Source organism: Arthrobacter sp. FW306-07-I, assembly GCF_021800405.1.
In the GTDB taxonomy this organism is placed as follows: domain Bacteria; phylum Actinomycetota; class Actinomycetes; order Actinomycetales; family Micrococcaceae; genus Arthrobacter.
This window is the reverse complement of record NZ_CP084550.1, coordinates 2826317-2845271: the sequence shown is the minus strand read 5'-3', so window position 1 is coordinate 2845271 and position 18955 is coordinate 2826317. Positions and strand designations below refer to the sequence as shown.

The window sequence follows — 18955 nt, the reverse complement described above, 5'->3', positions numbered from 1 at the left end:
GACCTACCTGGCACATGGCCATTGATGTATTGCTTCCCTACTATGGGGACGTCGACCTGATGAAACTTGCGGCCCAGAGCGTCATGAGCCAGCAGTTCGAGGATTGGCGTCTCATCGTGGTCGACGACGGGTACCCCAGCCCGGAACCCCAGCGCTGGTTCGAATCAATGACCGACCCCCGGGTAACGTACCGGAAGAACGAAACAAACCTCGGCGCCAATGGCAACTACCGCAAGGCGCTCGAACTGGCTGAAGCGCCGATTGTCGTCGTGATGGGCGCGGACGACATTATGTTGCCCAACTATCTCGACGTTGTCTCCCGCGCGTTTGACGCCTATCCCGAGGCGAGCGTTGTGCAGCCGGGTGTGCAGGTCATCGATGAGCAGGGCCGCGCTTGCTCCCCTCTCGTGGACATCGTCAAGAAGGTATACGCTCCGTCCACCAAAGAGACGGTGCTGCTCCAGGGTGAAAGAATGGCCACTAGCCTTGTCCGTGCGGACTGGGCTTACTTCCCGTCTCTGGCGTGGCGAACGGACGTAATCCGTCGTATCGGGTTTACCGAAGGCCTGCATGTGGTCCAGGACCTCGCTTTGCTGCTTGATATCGCGGCCGAAGGCGGTTCCATGGTGGTAGACCCCACCCTGTCATTCCTCTACCGCCGGCACTCGGCGTCGGACTCGTCGGTCAAGGCCCTCGACGGGCGACGGTTCGATGAAGAACGTGCCTTCTTTGAGGGCCAGGCGCGCCGCTTCCGCGAACTTGGGTGGAACGCCACAGCACGGGCAGCGGCCTTCCACACAACATCACGCTTGAACGCCGCTACTTTGGTGGCCCGGTCTTTGATGATCGGGAAAACAGACTCGCTGCCGAGGCTGTTGAAACACGTGGTCTCGTAGAAAGTTTCGTTTAACGGCCAGGTGGCTGCCCGGTGATACCGAGCAGCCACCTGGTCCTTTTAAGGCGTTGGCTCCTGGGGGCGAACTTCCGGCGGAAGCTGCCCACCGCCGGCGGCATTGCCACCCTGCAGCCGGCCCGTTTCGAGTTCCTCCACTTTGAGGCGGAGAATGCCTACCTCTTCCGCCAGAACCCGGATTTCATCCTCCGCCTGTGACTGCTCGAAGGAGAGGTGCAGGCAGACCGACACCAGCAGTACGAGTGCAATCGCGAACAGAAGGTTCGATGGAACTTTGACTCCGAGCACGCTGCTGGACCAGAAGAGAAGCTGGGGAAATGCCACCAGCACCAGCACGCCGACGCCGATGATGATCCAGATGACGGCGTACTTCTCCCGCAGGTGACGGCGCCGCAGCATCTCGAAGATGATAAGCAAAATAACGAGCACAAAAATGAAGCCAACGAGGGTGGCCATGGAAACTCCTAGTTGGACGACGGTTCATTCCTCTTGCGCGTCAAAGCGAAGAGGAGGGCGAATGCTGACCGGCCCAGATAGATGGCGGCCTTGACCGGATCGTGGCTGGGAGTGCCGCCTTGGCGTTCCCGCATCGAAACCCCAACCTGGCGCACCGTACATCCTGACCGGATGGCTACGACCAGTGAATCGATCGTGTCACCCAGGTATTCGGCCGGGTAGTGGTCCACGTACTGTCGAATGGCCTTGGCATTGGCAGCGCGAAAACCCGACGTCACGTCTGTGAGCCGGGTGCCCGCGATCCGGGAAATGGTCCAGGCCAGAACATTCATGGCCCACTTGCGGGGCCCCCGGACAGTGTAATTTCCTTTTTCCGCGAAGCGGGCACCAATGACGATGTCGGCTTCCTGGAGCCCGTCGAGCACGGCCTTGATATCGCGTGGATCGTGCTGGCCATCGGAGTCGACCTGAATGACTTGCGAGTAGCCGTGCATCTTGGCGTACTTAAAACCGGTCCTCATGGCGCCGCCCACACCCATGTTGAAAGGGAGCTGCACGACCAGCGCACCCGCCGCACGGGCGACCTGCGCAGTGTTGTCGCGTGAACCGTCGTCCACTACGAGGACGCTGCAGTCGGGGCCAAACTCGAACACTTCCCGGATGGTGTTGCCGATGGACTCCGATTCATTCCAGGCCGGCATGATCACCAGGGTGCGGTGGGCTTGCTCTGCGGGAGTCATGCTTTATCGTTTTCCGCCTTCAGGTAGGCGCTTAGCCTCGACTCGGCGTCGGGGATCTCAAACCCTGTCGACTGCGCCTTCACCAGCTTCAGGTAGCTGTTGAGCGGCCGGGGAGCCGCTGCTTTGTCCTTGAAGTACTCGGCGGTCGTGACGCCCGTTACGTCACTCCGGGCTGCCCCGGATTGCTCATAAACGTCTCCAGCGATATCCGCCCAGCTTTTCACCGGACCTTCATTGCTGAAGTTGTAGGTCCCGTAGGCCGCGTCCCCATCCAGCAGGTGTCGGATGAAGGCCGCGATGTCTTCGGTGAAACTCAGCCGGCCCTTTTGGTCGTTGACGACTGAGGGTTTGACGCCTTGGCGCGCGAGGCTTGCCATGGTGCGGACAAAGTTGTTGCCTTCCCCGATAACCCAGCTCGTCCTGACGATGTAATGGCGGGGAACGACGCTGACCACCGCATCCCCGGCCGCCTTGGTTTGCCCATAGACGCCCAGGGGCGTGAAGGACTCGTCCTCGTCGTGGCTGTCCAAAGTTCCGTCATAGACATAGTCCGAAGAGACATGGACCAAAGTGAGGTTATGTTCGACGGCGGTGCGCGCCAGGTGCGCCACCGCGGCAACGTTGATGGACCAGGAGGCGCTCCGGCCTTCTGCCGTTTCTGCGGCGTCGACGGCGGTGTAGGCGGCAGCGTTGATGATGGCGGAGTAGTTCTTCCAGTTCCTGCCCGCGAAGCTTGCCTCGCTGGTGAGGTCAAACTCCGCCCGGCTTGCGAACTCAACTGTTGTGTCGCCGTCGTACGTCCTGCGCAGTGCTTTGCCCAGTTGTCCGTCCGCGCCCACTACAAGGATCTTCTTGGCGGGCATCGGCGCGACGTCCGCCATCCGTGGGTGCGCCTTGTCCTTATCGGAGAGCTCGGCCTGGGCAAGGGGAATGGGCCACTGTATCGCCGCTGTCTCATCCGCCAGGTTGAGGAAAGTGTACTGACCCTGGGCGTCCGCGGACCAGTGGTCATTCACCAGATACGTGTAGGCCGTGTTGTCCTCGAGTGTCTGGAAGGCGTTGCCAACACCCCGTGGAATGAAGATGGCCTGGCTTGGATCAAGCTCCGCCGTGAAGACGGCCCCAAAGGAGGGCCCTTCACGCAGGTCCACCCATGCCCCGAAAATACGGCCGGTAGCAACCGAGATGAACTTGTCCCAAGGCTCCGCGTGGATCCCGCGGGTGGTGCCGGCCTTTTCGTTGTAGGAGATGTTGTTCTGGACCGGCCGGAAGTCGGGCAGCCCAAGGGCCACCATTTTTTCCCGCTGCCAGTTCTCCTTGAACCAGCCCCGGTTGTCACCATGGACCGGAAGGTCATAGAGGACGACGCCGGGAATGGGGGTTTGGTGGGCGGCAAGCTTTTTCGAGAACTCCAGGGACATTTGTTACTGGCCCTGTTCCTTGTACTTGGCCTCGGTGGCGGCTTTCTGCGGACGCCACCAAGCCTCGTTTTCCCGGTACCACGCGATGGTGTTTTCGATCCCCTCATCGAAATTGGAGAACCTGGGCTCCCACCCGAGCTCATTGCGAAGCTTGGTGGAGTCAATGGCGTACCGCAGGTCGTGGCCGGGGCGGTCAACCACGTGGTCGTACGCGTCAGCGGACTGCCCCATGTGCTTAAGGATCAGTTCGACAACTTCTTTGTTGTTCTTCTCTCCGTCAGCCCCGATCAAGTACGTTTCGCCGATGGTTCCCTTGGCGATGATGGCCAGCACAGCTGAGGAATGGTCATTGGCGTGGATCCAGTCCCTGACATTTTCGCCCTTGCCGTAGAGCTTGGGACGGATCCCGTCGATCACGTTGGTGATTTGCCGGGGAATGAACTTTTCCACGTGCTGGTACGGCCCGTAGTTATTGGAGCAGTTGCTGATGGTGGCCTGCAGGCCGAAGGATCGTACCCATGCCCTGACCAGAAGGTCGGATCCGGCCTTGGTGGAGGAGTACGGGCTGGACGGGTTGTAGGGAGTTTGCTCCGTGAAGCGCTCCGGGTCATCCAGTTCCAGGTCTCCGTAGACCTCGTCAGTCGAAATGTGGTGGAAGCGCTTGTTGTGCTTGCGGGCTGCTTCGATCAGTGTGTAGGTGCCGATGATGTTGGTGTCCAGGAACGGGCGGGGGTCGTGGAGGGAGTTGTCGTTGTGGGACTCCGCAGCGTAATGGACAACTACATCGGTGTCGGCCACAAGGGCATCTACAAGCCCGGCGTCTGCAATGTCTCCCTGAACGAAGTTGAAGCGTTCCTGCGGAAGGCCCTGCAACGACTCAAGGTTGCCCGCGTAGGTCAGCTTGTCCAGAACAGTGACGTGGTCTTCGGTGTTTTCGATAACGTAGTGGACAAAGTTCGAGCCGATAAAGCCGGCTCCGCCGGTCACTAGAAGTCGCTGCATAATTCCCTAGACTACCGGATTTGCCGCTGCCCTAAGCGAAGGGAAAGATGGGGGCATGCGCGGAATAATACTTGCCGGCGGAACCGGCTCCAGGCTTCATCCCATCACGCTGGGTGTCAGCAAGCAGTTGGTACCGGTCTACGACAAGCCGATGATCTACTACCCGCTGTCAACGTTGATCCTTGCAGGTATCCGGGACATCCTCATCATCACGACGCCCCACGACGCGGAGCAGTTTGAACGCTTGCTGGGAGACGGGTCCCGTTTCGGTGTTTCCATCACCTATAAGCAGCAGCCTTCGCCCGATGGATTGGCCCAGGCCTTTGTCCTCGGCGCCGACCACATCGGCGATGACAGCGTCGCACTGGTGCTGGGCGACAACATCTTCTACGGCCAGGGCATGGGGACCCAGCTGCGCCGTTTCAAGACCATCGACGGCGGAGCGGTCTTTGGGTACTGGGTCAAGGATCCCTCCGCCTACGGTGTGGTGGAGTTCGACGACAATGGCAAGGCCCTGTCGCTGGAGGAGAAGCCAGCGGCTCCGAAGAGCCATTATGCGGTTCCAGGGCTGTATTTCTATGACAACAATGTTGTTGATATCGCCAAGAACCTGAAGCCCTCTGCCCGTGGGGAACTGGAAATCACCGACGTAAACCGGATCTATCTGGAGGCCGGTAAGCTGCAGGTCGAAATTTTGCCGCGTGGAACCGCTTGGCTTGATACGGGCACCTTCAATGACCTCAATGATGCCTCGAACTTCATCCGAACCGTCGAGAACAGGCAGGGCCTGAAAATTGGTGCCCCCGAGGAGATTTCGTGGCGGCTCGGGTTCCTGAGCGACGACGAACTCCGCGAACGGGCCGAGCCCTTGGTCAAGAGCGGTTACGGGGCTTACCTGTTGGAGCTCCTGGCTGAAAAGTAGCCTGGACACGATTAAGGGGGGTGAAGCCGCGGCTTCACCCCCCTTAATCGTGTCCTAGTAAGTCAACGAGCGGCATCCCAACTGGGAGTTGTACGCAGCAAACATTGAGACCGCAACCCCGTAAGTGCAGACGCGGTATTGGCCGCGGGCGGTGATTGGGACAGATGTCGAGTAGCCGTGGTCACCCACCGTCTGCAGGGCGCTGTTGACATCCGGCCGCTTGAGATTGGCAGTGAAGGGATATCCTCTGGTGCTCCCGTCCGGGTACGTGACGTAGACGTGAACAGGATTGGAAATGCCGGGCAATGCAGGGTCCAGTGTCCAGCCCTGGGTTACGACCGCAGCCTGCCCATTGGACACCTGGATGCCGGCGCTGTCGAGGAATCCCATGGTGGGCGGCGTAGAGGAAACGGAGAAGTTCCTGCATCCAAGTAGGGTGGGCCCGTTGGAGACAGGTGCCACGCCAGCAGCCTGGACGCAGACCGAATAGGTGCCGGTCGAGTTGATGGGAAGTGCGGCCTGGAAACCATGGTCACCCACTGTCCCCAGTGCGGAGTTCACATCTGGCCTTTTCAGGTTGGCCGTGACGTTCACAGGTGTAGGGCTCGTCACCGCGGTTCCGTCTTTGGCGGAAATGTACACGTTGACGGGAATGCTGGTGGCGGGCTGGGTGGGATCCAGGGCCCAACCGGTGACCTGAAGGGCCGCCGAGTTGGTGGCTTGGGTGATGGTCAGGGTGTCGTAACTGCCAATGGGGGACGGATTCGCATCGACGCTTATAGTCCTGCAACCCAAGGGAGTGTTTGCATTCTGGCCTATCGCATACGTGCAGACCTTGTAAGATCCCGGAGCTGTTACGGGGACCTGATAGTCGAAACCGTGGTTGGAACCCAGGCCTGTCGCTGACTGCACGTCTGGCCTGGAAGTGTTTGCGGTCATGCGGTAGCCGGTGGTGGTTCCGTTCGGAGCTGTCACGTAGGCGTCTGTATACGAGGACGTTGAGGGATTGGCCTGGTCAGCCGCCCACCCTTTGAGCTGCAGTGTGACCTTGTCCACGGTTCGGTTTTGCGTGAGGCTGTCGAAGCTGCCTACAGGCACGCCAATTCCTGTAGCGCTTACGCTCTTGCAGCCCAGGGGCGTGTTGCCATACGTGCCGATCGAGTAGGCACATGCAGTGTATGTTCCTGAGCGGGTGATAGGCACAGATCCGTCGAAACCGTGGTTGGGCCCGTAGCCCAGGGCCTGGTCAACATCAGGTCTTGAGGCATTGGCTGTCCAGGCGTAACCCGTGGTGCTGCCGTCCGGTGACGTGACGTAGACGTGTGTTTGGTTCGAGGCGGCGGTGTTGGCAAGATCAACCGACCAGCCCCGCGCGCGCAGCGCAAATTGGGTGCCGCTGCCTGTCACGGACAGGGAGTCGAAGCTTCCTGTTGGAAGCGCCGCACCTGCAAACCGCTGCAGGGATGGATAGTCGCCGTTCCATACGTTGGAGTCGCCCGCAAATGGCCCTGTGCTGCTGTATTGCCACATGCTGTAGGTGCTCCAACTGCCTGTCGGGACTGCCCCGGCATCGTTGGTGGGCGCTCCGGGGTAGGCTGCCACCCACAGGGGGTAGTCACCGAAGCCCGCAGGGTTTCCAAGGCACTGGTTCCACCAGATTGTGTTCGTGTAGATCGCCGGAAGCCGGCCGGTCAAGGACCTCATGGTGTTTCCAAAGTCCTGTACCCAGGACGCCAGCTGCCCGGGAGTCATGTTGTAGCAGGTGTTTCCAAAGTAGAAACCGTTGATGGTCCGGCCCTCATAGGGATTGAACTCGAAATCGAGGACCGGCGGCATGGTGTACCCGTCGGCGGACCATCCGCCGCCGTTTGCTACAAAGTACCGGGCCTGGTCGGCGCCTGATGACCAGTTTGGGATGGCAAAGTGGTAGGCACCGCGGATCATTCCGACGTTCCTGGAGCCCTGGTACTGCGGGCTGAACTGGTCATTCGTCATGTAATTGCCCTCGCTGGCCTTTACATAAGCAAATCGTGCACCCATGTTCCACTGCTGCTGCCAGTCGACGTTGGGCTGGTAACCGCTGACGTCAAGTCCCTGGATTCCAAAGGTGGGCGTCCATGTCCCTTGGGTCGCCAGCGACTCGGTACTGAGTCGCTGGACAGCGGAGGTGCTGGACGACGATGTTACCCGGGCTGACCGCTGGCCCATCTGAGCGCCCTTCCCGACGGCCTCAGCCATGGACTGCGCCGGTGGCGCCGTCGGCGCCGTCGGCGCCGGGGCCGCGCTGGCTGCGGGCGAAGAGGCGGGGACTGAGGCCTCGGGTGACGGGGCGGGAGACGACGAAGGGGCGGTCCCAGCAGCTGTCCCGCTTATTGATGGTGAAGGAGTAGGCGAAGGATTGGAGTCCACCGCGAAAGCTGCACCGCTAATGCCGGGACCCAGCGTCAGCGAGCAGGCAAGGACGAGCACCCCTAAGGGTTTCAGGGCCAGGCGACGGGACTGAGACAGGTTCCGCTTCATTTTTTGCTCCGGAGAAATTGCGACGCTCCCCCGAGCGCCCTTTGGATACTGCTCAGGCGATTTCCCCCAGGAAGTCCCCTGATAGTGCTATTTCGTTAAATAACGCGCTCACCATAGCATCCTGTTACTACTGGGACCAGTGTTGTGCAGGTTGCAGCTGTGAAGACCGCGGAAGTCCCGGGGGTAGGCCGCCGGCTACAAGTTGTCTAAAGCAGGAGCACAAAGACGTCGGGGGAAAGGCGTCCTGCCCTTCCCCCGACGTCTTATTTCATGCCCTATCCTGCCAAGGCAGGAGGTTTCGTGCTAACCCCCGAGGAAGTAGCCGCTGACATCGCTCACCAGCTGCACAGTCCCCCCGGTGGAGCTGTTCCTAAGGCTCACCTTGCCGTCGGAACCCACCGGAACCACCACCAAGTTCGGCACTGTTTGGCTCTTGCCGAAGTTGACGTTGGAGGCGTTCGGTACAGCCTGCCCGGACGGGTATGCGGTGATGAAACCGTTGGAGGTAGGTTCTGTCACCGTCAGGTTGAAGACCACACCTGCAACAGAGGCAGGAATGCCCGAGGCGCCGGCTACCTGGAACGTAGCCGAGGTGTTGGTCGCAACGGGCCCGGTGGAAAGGCGTGTGTCGAGGAACCGGGACGGTCCTACCGGCACAAAAGCTCCAGCCGCGGTGGGTGTCCCGGCAATGTAGTAGCCAAAGACGTCAGCCACAAGTTGTGCTGAGCCGTTGGAGTTGTTTGTGAGGTTCACTTTGCCGTCAGCGCCCACTGGCACGGTGACCAGGTTGGGTACGGTCTGGTTCGGCGCATAGTTGACGTTCGAGGCATTGGGTGCAGCGCCGCCGGAAGGATAGGCGGTGATGAACCCATCGGATTGCGGCTGGGTGACCGTCAGGTTGAACACCACCGCGGAAACCTTGTCCGGGATGCCGGAGCTGCCGCCTACCTGGAAGGACATCGTGGCATGGGCCGCAACAGGGGAGGAGGACCGGGTATCCAGCAACCGCGAGGGTCCGACCGGGACAAGTGCGCCGGGTACAGCCGGGGTACCTCCGAGGTAGTACCCGCTGACGTCAGCTACCAACTGGGTTGCACCGGTGGAGGAGTTCTTGAGCGTTACCTTGCCGTCGCTACCCACTGGCACAGTTACCAGGTTCGGCACAGTCTGGCCTTTCCCATAGTTCACATTCGACGTCGCAGGAGCGCTTGTGAGTGAGGGGTAGGCCGAAATGAATCCGTTCGCCTCCGGTTCTGTCACGGTCAGGTTGAACACGACTGACGAGACGTTCGCCGGAATCCCTGAGGCACCGGCCACCTGGAAGGACACGGTACCTCCAGGTCCCACTTTTGAGGATGTCCTCGTATCCAGGAACCGCTTTGGCGTGACCGGAACGAATGTTCCCGGTGCCGTGGCCGTCTTGCCGCCAGCAACAGGCAGATCGGCGAACCAGTAGCGCTTGGCCACGTCATCGGTGGCCAGAGCCACGATGCCCGTGGTGCTGTTGACCGGTTGCTTACTGGTGCTCACGTTGTTCATGTTCAGTGAAGAGCCATCCTGGATAACAGGAGTCCCACGGCCGGATGCAAAGACAGGATTGTCCATGTCGGCGGTCTTTTGGTAGATGGCGCCCGAAACGCCGGTGTACGGGCAGCCACTGGCTGACGTCGCCGGCCCCGTCTGGAACGCGTGCACCTTGTTGTTTTCAGGATCAAGCACGATTTGTGGCCGGGTTTCGCAGTCAGCCAGCGTGGAGATGGTGGACCGTGAGAAGGACCCTGTACCAGGCTTGAAAACCAGAAGCTGCAGCTGCGGAAGCGTCTTGTCCGTGGCAGTTTCATCGAGGCTTGTCTTAACGGCGGCGAATACCCGGCCAGCGCTGTCCGCTTGCAGGGACTTGAGGTTGAGGTGGTCGTCTGCGATGCCCTTCCCCTGCACTGCGGGCTGGGCCTTCCAGGAGCCGGCCGACTGGCCATCCGTGTGGGTAGCCCACCAAACAGAACCTGTGGACTGGTCGGACCACATCACCCCGATCTGCTTCTTGCCAAACGCCACAACGGCGGAAATATCATCCGGCGTGGGGTGCACGTTGTTAACAGGGAGGACCGCGGGCGTGCCCCAGTTCGTGCCACCGGCCGCGGAACTGTTGACCATCACGCTGTTGGTGTATCCCGCAGTTGCGTCACCTGTGACGTGGGTCCACGTAGCCCAAATGGCCCCCGTGCTGTCCTTGTCGATGGTCATCGTTTCACTGCTGTCAGTGGTGATGGTAGTGGGGAACCCGGAGTCCAGCGTGTACTTCCCGTTTGCATAGCTGTACCGGTAGAGCCTGGCAGGTTGGTTGGGTAGAGAAGCAACTGGAGCGTTCTCGGTTGATGTTGTGACGACATGGGAGGCGACGTACAGGTGCGTGCCGTCCCATAGGGTGTCTGCAAGTGTGTTGGTTCGGCTGTCTATGGCAACCCCGGTGTCAACCCACTTTTCTGCGGTGCGATCAAGCTTGTAGATTCGCCATCCGCTTCCAGTGGTCCACATGTCAGCCCACCAGGAGCCATCGTTCCACCAGAGCTTGCTCTGAGGCTTCTCTTCCGTGGCTGCCTGCCCAGACCCGGTATATGTCACGCTGGGAAAACCATACGTTGGGGCCGGCGCAGCCACTGTTGGGGCTGCCGCGCCGGCTGGCGCCCCAAATACTGTTGCCAGCCCAGAGACAACAAGAACTGTTGCCAGTCCTTGGCCCAGGGCGCGCGTCATGCGTCTCTTCACGATTCTCCTAACAATCAGCCCCAACGCTGCTGCGTCCAGGTCCCTAAGGAAGCTGGTGCCCCCGCTCACCATTAATCCCTCCTGCAACACTTGGCACACGGGTAGTGAGTACTCCACTTGGAGAGGGCTGCCTACCGGTCCACGGGGCCAAGGTACTCAGGGTACTGATCGTTCTGCATTGTTCGGTTTGTCCACAGCCTTGTCATTTGACTTGTTGTGGCAGGACCGGCTCCTTAGGCTGGACCTCAGTCGCACTGCCTCCGCCGGGGGCGGCAGTTGTATGGGGGAACATATGGACGCGCTGGGAATAGTCGAGGACGAAGTCCGCGAGCTCATTCGCCGCCGCGGGCTGGACCCGCTCAGGCAGGCAGGCGAGGTCCGTCGATTGGTCGAAGCCGCAGTCACTGACTACGACGAACGGGCCCTCATGGGACCTCTTCCGCCCCTTGGCCCTCTTGACGCAGCGCGTCGGTTCCTTTTCGACGCCGTCGCAGGGTTCGGCGTACTTCAACCCCTCCTCGATGATCCATCGATTGAAGAGATCTGGCTCAACGCCCCCAATGAAATCTATGTCGCACGCAACGGCGAGTCAGAGCTGACGTCGCTCAGCCTTTCCGAGCAGCAGGTGCGGGATCTGGTGGAACGCATGCTCAAAAGCTCCGGCAGAAGGCTGGATATGTCGTCGCCCTTTGTGGATGCAGCGCTGCCCGACGGCTCCAGGCTCCATGTTGTCATTCCGGACGTCACGCGCCGCCACTGGGCCGTGAACATTCGTAAATTTGTCGTAAAAGCCAGCCGTCTTGAACATCTTGTGGAGTTGGGAACCCTGACCCCACAAGCTGCGCGCTTTCTTGGCGCGGCAGTTTCCAGCGGCCTCAACATCCTCGTTTCCGGGGCAACGCAGGCAGGCAAGACAACCATGCTGAACTGCTTGGCGGCCAGCATCGGAAGTCGGGAGCGCGTCATCACCGTCGAGGAAATCTTCGAGCTTCAGTTCCCCCTCAGGGACGTCGTAGGCCTGCAGTGCAGGCAGCCGAACCTCGAAGGTGAGGGCGAAATTCCACTTCGCCGACTAGTGAAGGAGGCTCTGCGCATGCGCCCGGACCGTTTGGTGGTGGGGGAGGTGCGGGAAGCTGAGAGCCTGGACATGCTGATCGCACTCAATAGCGGACTTCCCGGTATGTGTACTGTCCACGCCAACTCGGCACACGATGCAGTAACCAAAATCTGCACCCTTCCTTTGCTCGCGGGGGAGAACATATCCAGTGCGTTCGTGGTCCCCACCGTTGCATCGTGCATAGACCTAGTGGTGCACTGCAGCCGGCACGCCGATGGGCGGCGGCAAGTAACCCAAGTCCTGTCATTGGGACGCCGCGTGGAAAACGGCATTATCGAATCCTCATTGGTCTTCGCCATGGAAAACGGGGTCCTGCAGCCCCGGGCAAACGCTATGCCTGCAGCGGAGAAGCTTTCGAAGGCAGGGTACGACGTCGCCGCGCTGCTGGATCCGCGATGATCGCGGCCCTGGTGGGAACTACGGCGGGGGTTGGCTTCTTCCTCATTTGGTGGTCCTGTTGGCAAACGCCTGACTCTGCAAAGCGGGAGCGCAAGCCGGGCCGGCTGGCAGACCTGCTCGTCGGCGCCGGAGTGGATAAAGTCTCACCCCGCGGTTTGGTTGGGACTTGCCTTGGGCTCGGGGCATTTGTGGCCCTGGTCTTCTATGGTCTCAGCCGTTCCTGGCCCATCGCCTGCTGCTTCGGCCTTTTCGGCGGGTGGCTGCCAATCACCCTTCTGCGGTGGCGCGCTAAAAAGAGGACGGCCATGCTGCGTCAACTGTGGCCTGACGTTGTTGACCACCTCCGATCCGCAATCCGTGCAGGCCTGCCGCTGCCTGAGGCGCTTATCCAGCTTGGAGACAAAGGGCCCGAGGAACTGCGGCCGCTCTTCCGGGAGTTTGGGGCTGACTACCGGGCCGGTGGCCAATTCGATGGTTCGCTGAACAAGCTGAAACAGCGGCTCGCCGACCCCGTGGCTGACCGGATTATCGAAGCACTCCGGCTGACGCGGGAAGTGGGCGGCTCAGACCTGGGAAAACTCCTGGGGACCCTGGCAGAGTTCCTGAGGGAAAATGCCCGGACCCGCAGTGAACTTGAGGCACGCCAGTCGTGGACCATAAATGCCGCCCGCCTCGCAGTTGCTGCGCCCTGGATCGTCATGATTCTGCTGGCGACCAGACCGGAAGCGATACAGGCCTACAACACGCCCCTGGGCGCCGCCGTGCTGCTTGGTGGGCTGGTGGTCTCGCTGGTTTGCTACACCGTGATGTTGAAGATCGGGGCCCTGCCGCAGGACGAAAGGGTGCTGCGTTGACGAGTCTTTCCCCCGCCGCCGTAATCTGCGGAATTGCCCTGGGCTTCGGCTTGTGGCTCGTTATCTTCCGGTCTCCTCCCATGCGCCCCATAACGTTGTCTGAGCGGATTGAGCCCCAGCTGAAGTCCCAGAACCTGGAATCGCGGCTTCTGCGCAGTGGGGAGCAGAATCTAACGCCGTTCGGACCGCTTGAACGGATTCTCCGGCCGGTTTTCCGGGACTGGCTCACCACCTTGGGGAAGCTCAATCCCGCACCCGGGGCCACGGGACGTCGGCTCGCGCAGGCGGGATTGGACAAATCGCCGCTTGATTTCCGTGCAGAACAATTGCTGTGGGCGGCGGCCGGGTTTGGCGTCTCTCTGATCGTCGTCCTGGTCGGAGCAGCCGCCGGTAGGTTCAGCCCGGTCTTTGCGGCCGCAGTGGTTATCGGCAGTGCCGCAGCAGGTTTCGTACTGCGGGACTACTGGCTGGGCGCCCAAGTCCGCCGGCGGGAAACACGGATGATGGCAGAGTTTCCCAGCCTGGCCGAATTGATGGCCCTTGCTGTTGGCGCGGGGGAGAGCGCAACAGGCGCTTTGGATCGTGTGTGCAGGAGTGCCAACGGTGAGCTGTCCAAAGAGTTCTCGAAAATCCTCGCAGAGACAAGAGCCGGCAAGCCCTTGGTTGTGGCCCTGCAGGAGTTTTCTGCACGCACCGACCTTGCACCGCTGGTCAGGTTCGTCGACGGGATCATCGTGGCGGTGGAAAGAGGAACACCTTTGGCCGACGTGCTTCGCGCACAGGCGCAGGACGTACGCGACTCAGCCAAGCGCGATCTGATGGAAGCTGCCGGGAAAAAGGAGATCGCAATGATGGTGCCCTTGGTTTTCGGGGTGCTTCCCCTAACCGTCGTATTCGCGGTATTTCCCGGCCTCGCCGCCATCAACCTGGGCTTCTGATGGCTGCCAAAACCAAAGGCCCGCACTTCAGCAACAACTGCATGCCCCGTCAAGGAAACAGGAATAGGACCAAGATGAAAACCATGGAAACCCGCTTCGTGATGCTGCTTCTTGGCCTTGCGGCTTTGCTCCAGTTGCAGGTGACCCGGAGGGGCCGCCCGCAGCCGCTTCGCGCCGCGCAGGGCCGCCACGGACAGGATAACGACGAATTGTCCGTAGCGAACCCCAGCGATGATCCTGAACGCGGCGACGTTCCGGGCTGGGTGATGATAACCCTGATGTCCGCTGTCCTGGTTGCCGCCCTGCTGGCGCTTGCAGGCCCAGCACTGGAGGCGATGTTCAACCAGGCAATGGACAAGGTGGGAAACTGAACCATGGAGGTGTCCGCTCCCGGTCCGGCGGTGCAGCCGGACTTGTCCCGCCCCGGGGAGCGGGGTTCGGCCGTGGTGGACTTTGTCCTGGTAGGCGGGCTGCTGACAATGTTCTTTCTGGCGATCGTCCAGTTGACCCTGGTACTGCATGTCCGGAATACGCTCATAGATGCGGCTGCATCAGGGGCACGGTATGGAACCCTTGCTGACCGCACCGCCTCGGACGCCGAGGAACGAACCCGCAGCCTCATAAGCATGGCCTTGAACAAAGGTTTTGCAGAGCAGGTCAGTAGCGAGGAAGTAAGCGTGCAAGGTATGCGGACACTGGAGGTGACGGTCAGGTCTCCAATGCCCGTCATCGGCCTGATAGGACCGCGGGACATGCTGGAGGTGAAAGGTCATGCCGCCATCCAGCCCTGATCGGTCCCGCTCTACGTCACTGGACGGGGCCAACGTACAGTTTGGTTCCAGTCTCCGCCTGCGCCTCCAGGCGCGCCTGGCTGAGACACTCTGCTTCAAAAGCGACCGGGACTGTGAGTCGGATCAAACATCCAAAGGGCCTGTGTACCGGCAGCGGCGTTCCAGTGAACAGGGAAGCGCGGTAGTCGAGTTCACCTTCCTTGCACTCCTGCTGATGGTCCCGCTCGTGTACTTCGTAATCACGGTTGGCCAAATCCAGGGAGGATCGTTTGCGGTGGTGGGCGCCGCAGACCAGGCAGCGAAGGTGTTTGTCGCCCAGCCCGATTCCTCCACGGCCCAGGCAACAGCGGAGCGGGCGGTGGCTCTTGCCCTTTCCGACTTCGGGCACCAGCCGGACCGCGCCACCATGACCACCACCTGCAATCCCGCCGACTGCCAGGCGGCGGGCACTGCGGTAACCGTGACCGTCAGGCTGGGCGTGCCCCTGCCGTTCGTGCCGTTTGCCGAAGGGTTGTCCGCAACGGAGGTAGAAGCATCTTCTACCCAGCTCGTCGGTCGGTACCGGTGAAACGCAGGGAACCGGATGAAAGCGGACAGCTGATGGTGATGATCCTCGGCTACGTGCTCCTGGCGCTTTTAGTGGCGACCGTGGTCATCGGCATAACCGCGGTGTACCTGGAGCACAAGCGTCTCCTGTCCTTGGCGGATGCGGCGTCCCTGGCTGCGGCCGACAGCTACACACTGGGGGAAGTCTCAGCAGAGGGGGGAAGCCCATCCGCTGTCCTCAACCCCGCCCGGGTCCGAAATGTGGCCGCCGATTTCGTCGCCAGGAGCCCCGCCTCGCAGCGGTTTTCCAGCCTTGCTGTCACCGGGGCAACGGGCACGCCGGACGGTTCCACTGCCGTCGTGGTCCTCACTGCCTCCGTCCACCCGCCCGTAGTGAACTTCCTGGTTCCTGACGGCATCCGCATCGAGGCGACATCAACCGCGCGTTCGCGGCTGACCCGCTGACGCGTTGGCCGGCTGGCCGTCGCGACGACGGGCCACTGAACCGGCTCACGGGCCGGGCCGGGCGGTATGCCCCGATAGCGTAGGCTTAAACCACCATGGCCAATATTGATTTTTCCGCTGAAATCCGCGCGCTCCGCGCCACCTACGAGTCCATTGAACGCGTTTCCGACGTGGAGGCACTCAAGGAGGACATCGCAGAACTCAGCGAGCGGGCAGGGGAGCCCGACCTTTGGGACGATCCCGCGGCCGCACAGAAAATCACCTCGCGGCTCTCCCACCGACAGTCGGAACTGGAACGCCTCACCAATCTTGCGGCCCGGATCGACGATCTGGAAGTACTGGTTGAGCTCGGGCAGGACGAGGACGACGCCGACTCGATGGGGGAGGCCGCGGCCGAACTTGAGTCCATTAAGAAGGCCCTCAAGGACCTGGAAGTCGTGACACTGCTTTCGGGTGAGTACGACGAGCGCGAAGCCGTGGTTTCCATTCGCGCGGGCGCAGGAGGCGTTGATGCCGCAGACTTTGCCGAGATGCTCATGCGCATGTACCTCCGCTGGGCGGAACGGCACGGCTACCCTACAACCGTCATGGATACTTCCTACGCGGAAGAGGCTGGACTCAAGTCCGCCACTTTCGAGGTGAAGGCGCCCTACGCGTACGGGACCCTGAGCGTGGAAGCCGGGACCCACCGCCTCGTCAGGATCAGCCCCTTTGATAACCAGGGCCGCCGGCAGACCTCCTTCGCTGCTGTTGAAGTCATTCCGCTGATCGAACAGACCGACTCGATCGACATCCCCGACAACGAAATCAGGGTGGACGTCTTCCGTTCATCCGGCCCTGGCGGCCAGTCGGTGAACACGACCGACTCCGCTGTCCGCCTTACCCATATCCCGACGGGCACCGTGGTGTCCATGCAGAATGAAAAGTCCCAGCTGCAGAACCGTGCAGCTGCCATGCGCGTGCTGCAGTCCCGCCTCCTGCTTTTGAAGAAGGAGCAGGAGGATGCGGAAAAGAAGGCGCTGGCCGGGGACGTCAAGGCATCCTGGGGTGACCAGATGCGCTCCTACGTCCTGAACCCGTACCAAATGGTTAAGGACCTGCGGACCGAGCACGAGGTGGGCAATACCGCGGCAGTGTTCGACGGTGAAATTGATGACTTCATCGACGCCGGCATCCGCTGGCGAACAGACAACCGGAACGCCGAAAAGTAGCCGTCACTCCAAGGCCCGGGGACCGCTGATCCGGCGACACGCCCCTGGAAGCCCGGCCAACCGCCGAACGTTTTGCGTATAGTCAAGGGGCCGGGGCCCTACTTTCCCCAAACGAAAACCCGTGCACCGGCTGCAGAACTGGGCTGCATCTGAAGAATCAGCCGTGCCCTGCAGGGTACTTAGGGCCATGATCCGATTCGAAAATGTCACCAAGGTTTACGACCAGAAAGCCCGTCCGGCGCTGGATTCGGTCACCCTTGAGATTGACCGCGGCGAATTCGCCTTCCTTGTCGGCGCCTCCGGCTCCGGAAAGTCGACGTTCCTCCGGCTCGTTCTGAAGGAAGACCGCGCCACCTCCGGTGCCGTCTATGTCGCCGGCCAGAACGTGGCCAAGATTTCCAGCTGGCGCGTTCCGCGCCTCCGCCGGGGCATCGGCGTCGTCTTCCAGGACTTCCGCCTCCTGCCGCAGAAGAATGTGTTCGCCAACGTAGCGTTCGCCATGCAGGTCATCGGCAAGAGCCGCAGCGTTATCCGCGACACCGTCCCCGAGGTCCTCAAAACGGTAGGGCTTGAGGGCAAGGAACACCGCATGCCGCACGAGCTTTCTGGCGGCGAGCAGCAGCGCGTCGCCATCGCCCGAGCCGTGGTCAACCGGCCCGGGATCCTCCTCGCTGACGAACCCACCGGAAACTTGGACCCCACCACCTCCATGGGCATTATGGGCGTGCTGGACAAGATCAACCAGAACGGAACCACCGTGGTGATGGCCACGCACGATGACGACATCGTCAACGAGATGCGCAAGCGGGTGGTCGAGCTCAAGAACGGCGTTGTGATCCGCGACGAAGCCAAGGCCCTGTACACATCGATGATTCCGGTCGTCGGCCAGTCCCGCCGCCTGAAGGACGCCAGCGGCAGGGAAACGCCCGACGGCGGCCTGCCGGGCAACGGTGCCGAAGGCGAGGCCCAGCGATGAGGCTCGCGTTCATCCTGTCCGAGATCGGCAGCGGCCTGCGCCGCAACCTTTCCATGGTGGTCTCGGTGATCCTGGTGACGTTCGTGTCCCTTACCTTCGTGGGCGCCGCCGGCATGCTGCAGATGCAGATCAACCAGATGAAAGGCTACTGGTACGACAAAGTCCAGGTGGCCATCTTCCTGTGCAGTGAAGGTTCGACGGCGCCGGGCTGCGCGTCCGGGCCCGTCACCCCTGAGCAGCAACAGGGCCTCAACGCTCTCCTGGAGTCCCCGGCTGTGGCCCAGTACATCAACGACTTCCAGTTTGAGTCCAAGGATGAGGCCTACAAGCACTTCAAGGACCAGTTCTCCAATTCGCCCATCGTCGATTCCGTGACGCCGGACCAGCTGCCGGCATCGTTCCGGATCAACATGAAGGATCCACAGAAGTACCAGATCATCAGCGAGACGTTCTCGTCCCAGCCGGGCGTGGAAACGGTCATTGACCAGCGCCAGTTGCTCGAACGCCTGTTCTCGGTGATGAACGGCGCCTCCTTGGTGGCAGTGGGCATCGCAGGTGTCATGATCGTCTGCGCCATCCTGCTGATCGCCACCACCATCAGGCTCTCCGCCTTCAGCCGACGCCGGGAAACCGGAATCATGCGGCTCGTGGGAGCCTCAAAAACGGTGATCCAGCTGCCGTTCATCCTGGAAGGCGTCATCGCAGCAGTGATCGGTGCTGCCCTGGCCTCGGGCACCCTGTGGGCGGTGGCGCAGTTCTTCCTCGGCGACTACATGTCGCGGCAATACCCCGATACGGCCTTCATCTCATCCGGCCAGACCCTGATCCTCGCTCCGGCGCTGCTGGTCCTTGGCGGATCCTTGGCAGGAATTTCGTCTCTCTTGACCTTACGTAGATATTTGCGCGTTTAGGCTGTGC

Annotated in this window: 18 protein-coding genes; 12 read left to right on the top strand and 6 right to left on the bottom strand. The window is 61.3% G+C overall.

Annotation, left to right across the window (positions count from 1 at the left end; translation table 11 throughout):
• Positions 1-14: 14 nt before the first annotated feature.
• Positions 15-896 (top strand): glycosyltransferase family 2 protein, encoded by an 882-nt coding sequence (locus tag LFT46_RS13165; RefSeq protein ID WP_236798888.1) that lies wholly within the window; start codon positions 15-17, stop codon positions 894-896.
• 59 nt (positions 897-955) lie between these two features.
• On the opposite strand, the gene LFT46_RS13160 is transcribed toward LFT46_RS13165, so the two are convergent.
• From LFT46_RS13160 to rfbB, 4 genes are read right to left on the bottom strand one after another with little or no spacing between them, the layout of a single operon-like run.
• Positions 956-1369, bottom strand: a complete 414-nt coding sequence (locus tag LFT46_RS13160; protein WP_236798887.1) for a DUF2304 domain-containing protein — start codon at positions 1367-1369, stop codon at positions 956-958.
• A gap of 8 nt (positions 1370-1377) precedes the next feature.
• Positions 1378-2109, bottom strand: a complete 732-nt coding sequence (locus LFT46_RS13155) for a glycosyltransferase family 2 protein (protein ID WP_236798886.1) — start codon at positions 2107-2109, stop codon at positions 1378-1380.
• Positions 2106-3530, bottom strand: a complete 1425-nt coding sequence (locus LFT46_RS13150; RefSeq protein WP_236820052.1) for a sugar nucleotide-binding protein — start codon at positions 3528-3530, stop codon at positions 2106-2108. The genes LFT46_RS13155 and LFT46_RS13150 overlap by 4 nt, the downstream gene beginning before the upstream one ends.
• A gap of 3 nt (positions 3531-3533) precedes the next feature.
• Positions 3534-4532 (bottom strand): dTDP-glucose 4,6-dehydratase, encoded by a 999-nt coding sequence (rfbB, locus tag LFT46_RS13145; protein WP_236798884.1) that lies wholly within the window; start codon positions 4530-4532, stop codon positions 3534-3536.
• A gap of 55 nt (positions 4533-4587) precedes the next feature.
• Here rfbB and rfbA point away from each other — a divergent pair, with 55 nt between their 5' ends.
• Positions 4588-5454, top strand: a complete 867-nt coding sequence (rfbA, locus tag LFT46_RS13140) for a glucose-1-phosphate thymidylyltransferase RfbA (protein ID WP_236798883.1) — start codon at positions 4588-4590, stop codon at positions 5452-5454.
• Positions 5455-5508: 54 nt separating this feature from the next.
• Here the strand turns inward: rfbA and LFT46_RS13135 are convergent, their stop codons facing one another.
• Both LFT46_RS13135 and LFT46_RS13130 read right to left on the bottom strand, forming a co-directional pair.
• Positions 5509-7662: a GH25 family lysozyme gene (locus LFT46_RS13135; RefSeq protein ID WP_236820050.1), complete on the bottom strand. Its 2154-nt coding sequence runs from the start codon at positions 7660-7662 to the stop codon at positions 5509-5511.
• 615 nt (positions 7663-8277) lie between these two features.
• Complete coding sequence (locus LFT46_RS13130) at positions 8278-10509, bottom strand: hypothetical protein (RefSeq protein WP_236798881.1); 2232 nt, start codon at positions 10507-10509, stop codon at positions 8278-8280.
• 523 nt (positions 10510-11032) lie between these two features.
• Between LFT46_RS13130 and LFT46_RS13125 the strand changes: the two genes are divergently transcribed.
• The 10 genes from LFT46_RS13125 to ftsX all read left to right on the top strand — a co-directional run bounded on the left by LFT46_RS13125 (position 11033) and on the right by ftsX (position 18948).
• Positions 11033-12256 (top strand): CpaF family protein, encoded by a 1224-nt coding sequence (locus LFT46_RS13125; RefSeq protein ID WP_236820048.1) that lies wholly within the window; start codon positions 11033-11035, stop codon positions 12254-12256.
• The gene (locus LFT46_RS13120; protein ID WP_236798871.1) at positions 12253-13110 is read left to right on the top strand and encodes a type II secretion system F family protein; all 858 of its coding nucleotides are present in this window, start codon (positions 12253-12255) and stop codon (positions 13108-13110) included. The genes LFT46_RS13125 and LFT46_RS13120 overlap by 4 nt, the downstream gene beginning before the upstream one ends.
• Entirely contained in the window at positions 13107-14048 is a 942-nt protein-coding gene (locus LFT46_RS13115; RefSeq protein ID WP_236820046.1) for a type II secretion system F family protein, read from the top strand. Before LFT46_RS13120 ends, LFT46_RS13115 begins: the two co-directional genes overlap by 4 nt.
• Before the next feature lie 74 nt (positions 14049-14122).
• Positions 14123-14419 carry a hypothetical protein gene (locus tag LFT46_RS13110; protein ID WP_236798869.1) on the top strand — a complete coding sequence of 99 codons (297 nt, stop codon included), beginning with the start codon at positions 14123-14125 and terminating at the stop codon, positions 14417-14419.
• Positions 14420-14422: 3 nt separating this feature from the next.
• The gene (locus LFT46_RS13105) at positions 14423-14839 is read left to right on the top strand and encodes a TadE family protein (protein WP_236820044.1); all 417 of its coding nucleotides are present in this window, start codon (positions 14423-14425) and stop codon (positions 14837-14839) included.
• Positions 14840-14981: 142 nt separating this feature from the next.
• On the top strand, positions 14982-15407 hold the full coding sequence (locus tag LFT46_RS13100) for a hypothetical protein (protein ID WP_236820042.1): 426 nt from the start codon (positions 14982-14984) through the stop codon (positions 15405-15407).
• Positions 15404-15850, top strand: a complete 447-nt coding sequence (locus LFT46_RS13095; protein WP_236820040.1) for a pilus assembly protein TadG-related protein — start codon at positions 15404-15406, stop codon at positions 15848-15850. Before LFT46_RS13100 ends, LFT46_RS13095 begins: the two co-directional genes overlap by 4 nt.
• 95 nt (positions 15851-15945) lie before the next feature.
• Positions 15946-17061, top strand: a complete 1116-nt coding sequence (gene prfB / locus LFT46_RS13090) for a peptide chain release factor 2 (protein ID WP_236798865.1) — start codon at positions 15946-15948, stop codon at positions 17059-17061.
• 187 nt (positions 17062-17248) lie between these two features.
• Positions 17249-18037, top strand: coding sequence for a cell division ATP-binding protein FtsE (gene ftsE / locus LFT46_RS13085; protein ID WP_236798864.1), 789 nt, complete (start codon positions 17249-17251; stop codon positions 18035-18037).
• On the top strand, positions 18034-18948 hold the full coding sequence (ftsX, locus tag LFT46_RS13080; RefSeq protein ID WP_236798863.1) for a permease-like cell division protein FtsX: 915 nt from the start codon (positions 18034-18036) through the stop codon (positions 18946-18948). The genes ftsE and ftsX overlap by 4 nt, the downstream gene beginning before the upstream one ends.
• Positions 18949-18955: the final 7 nt, after the last annotated feature.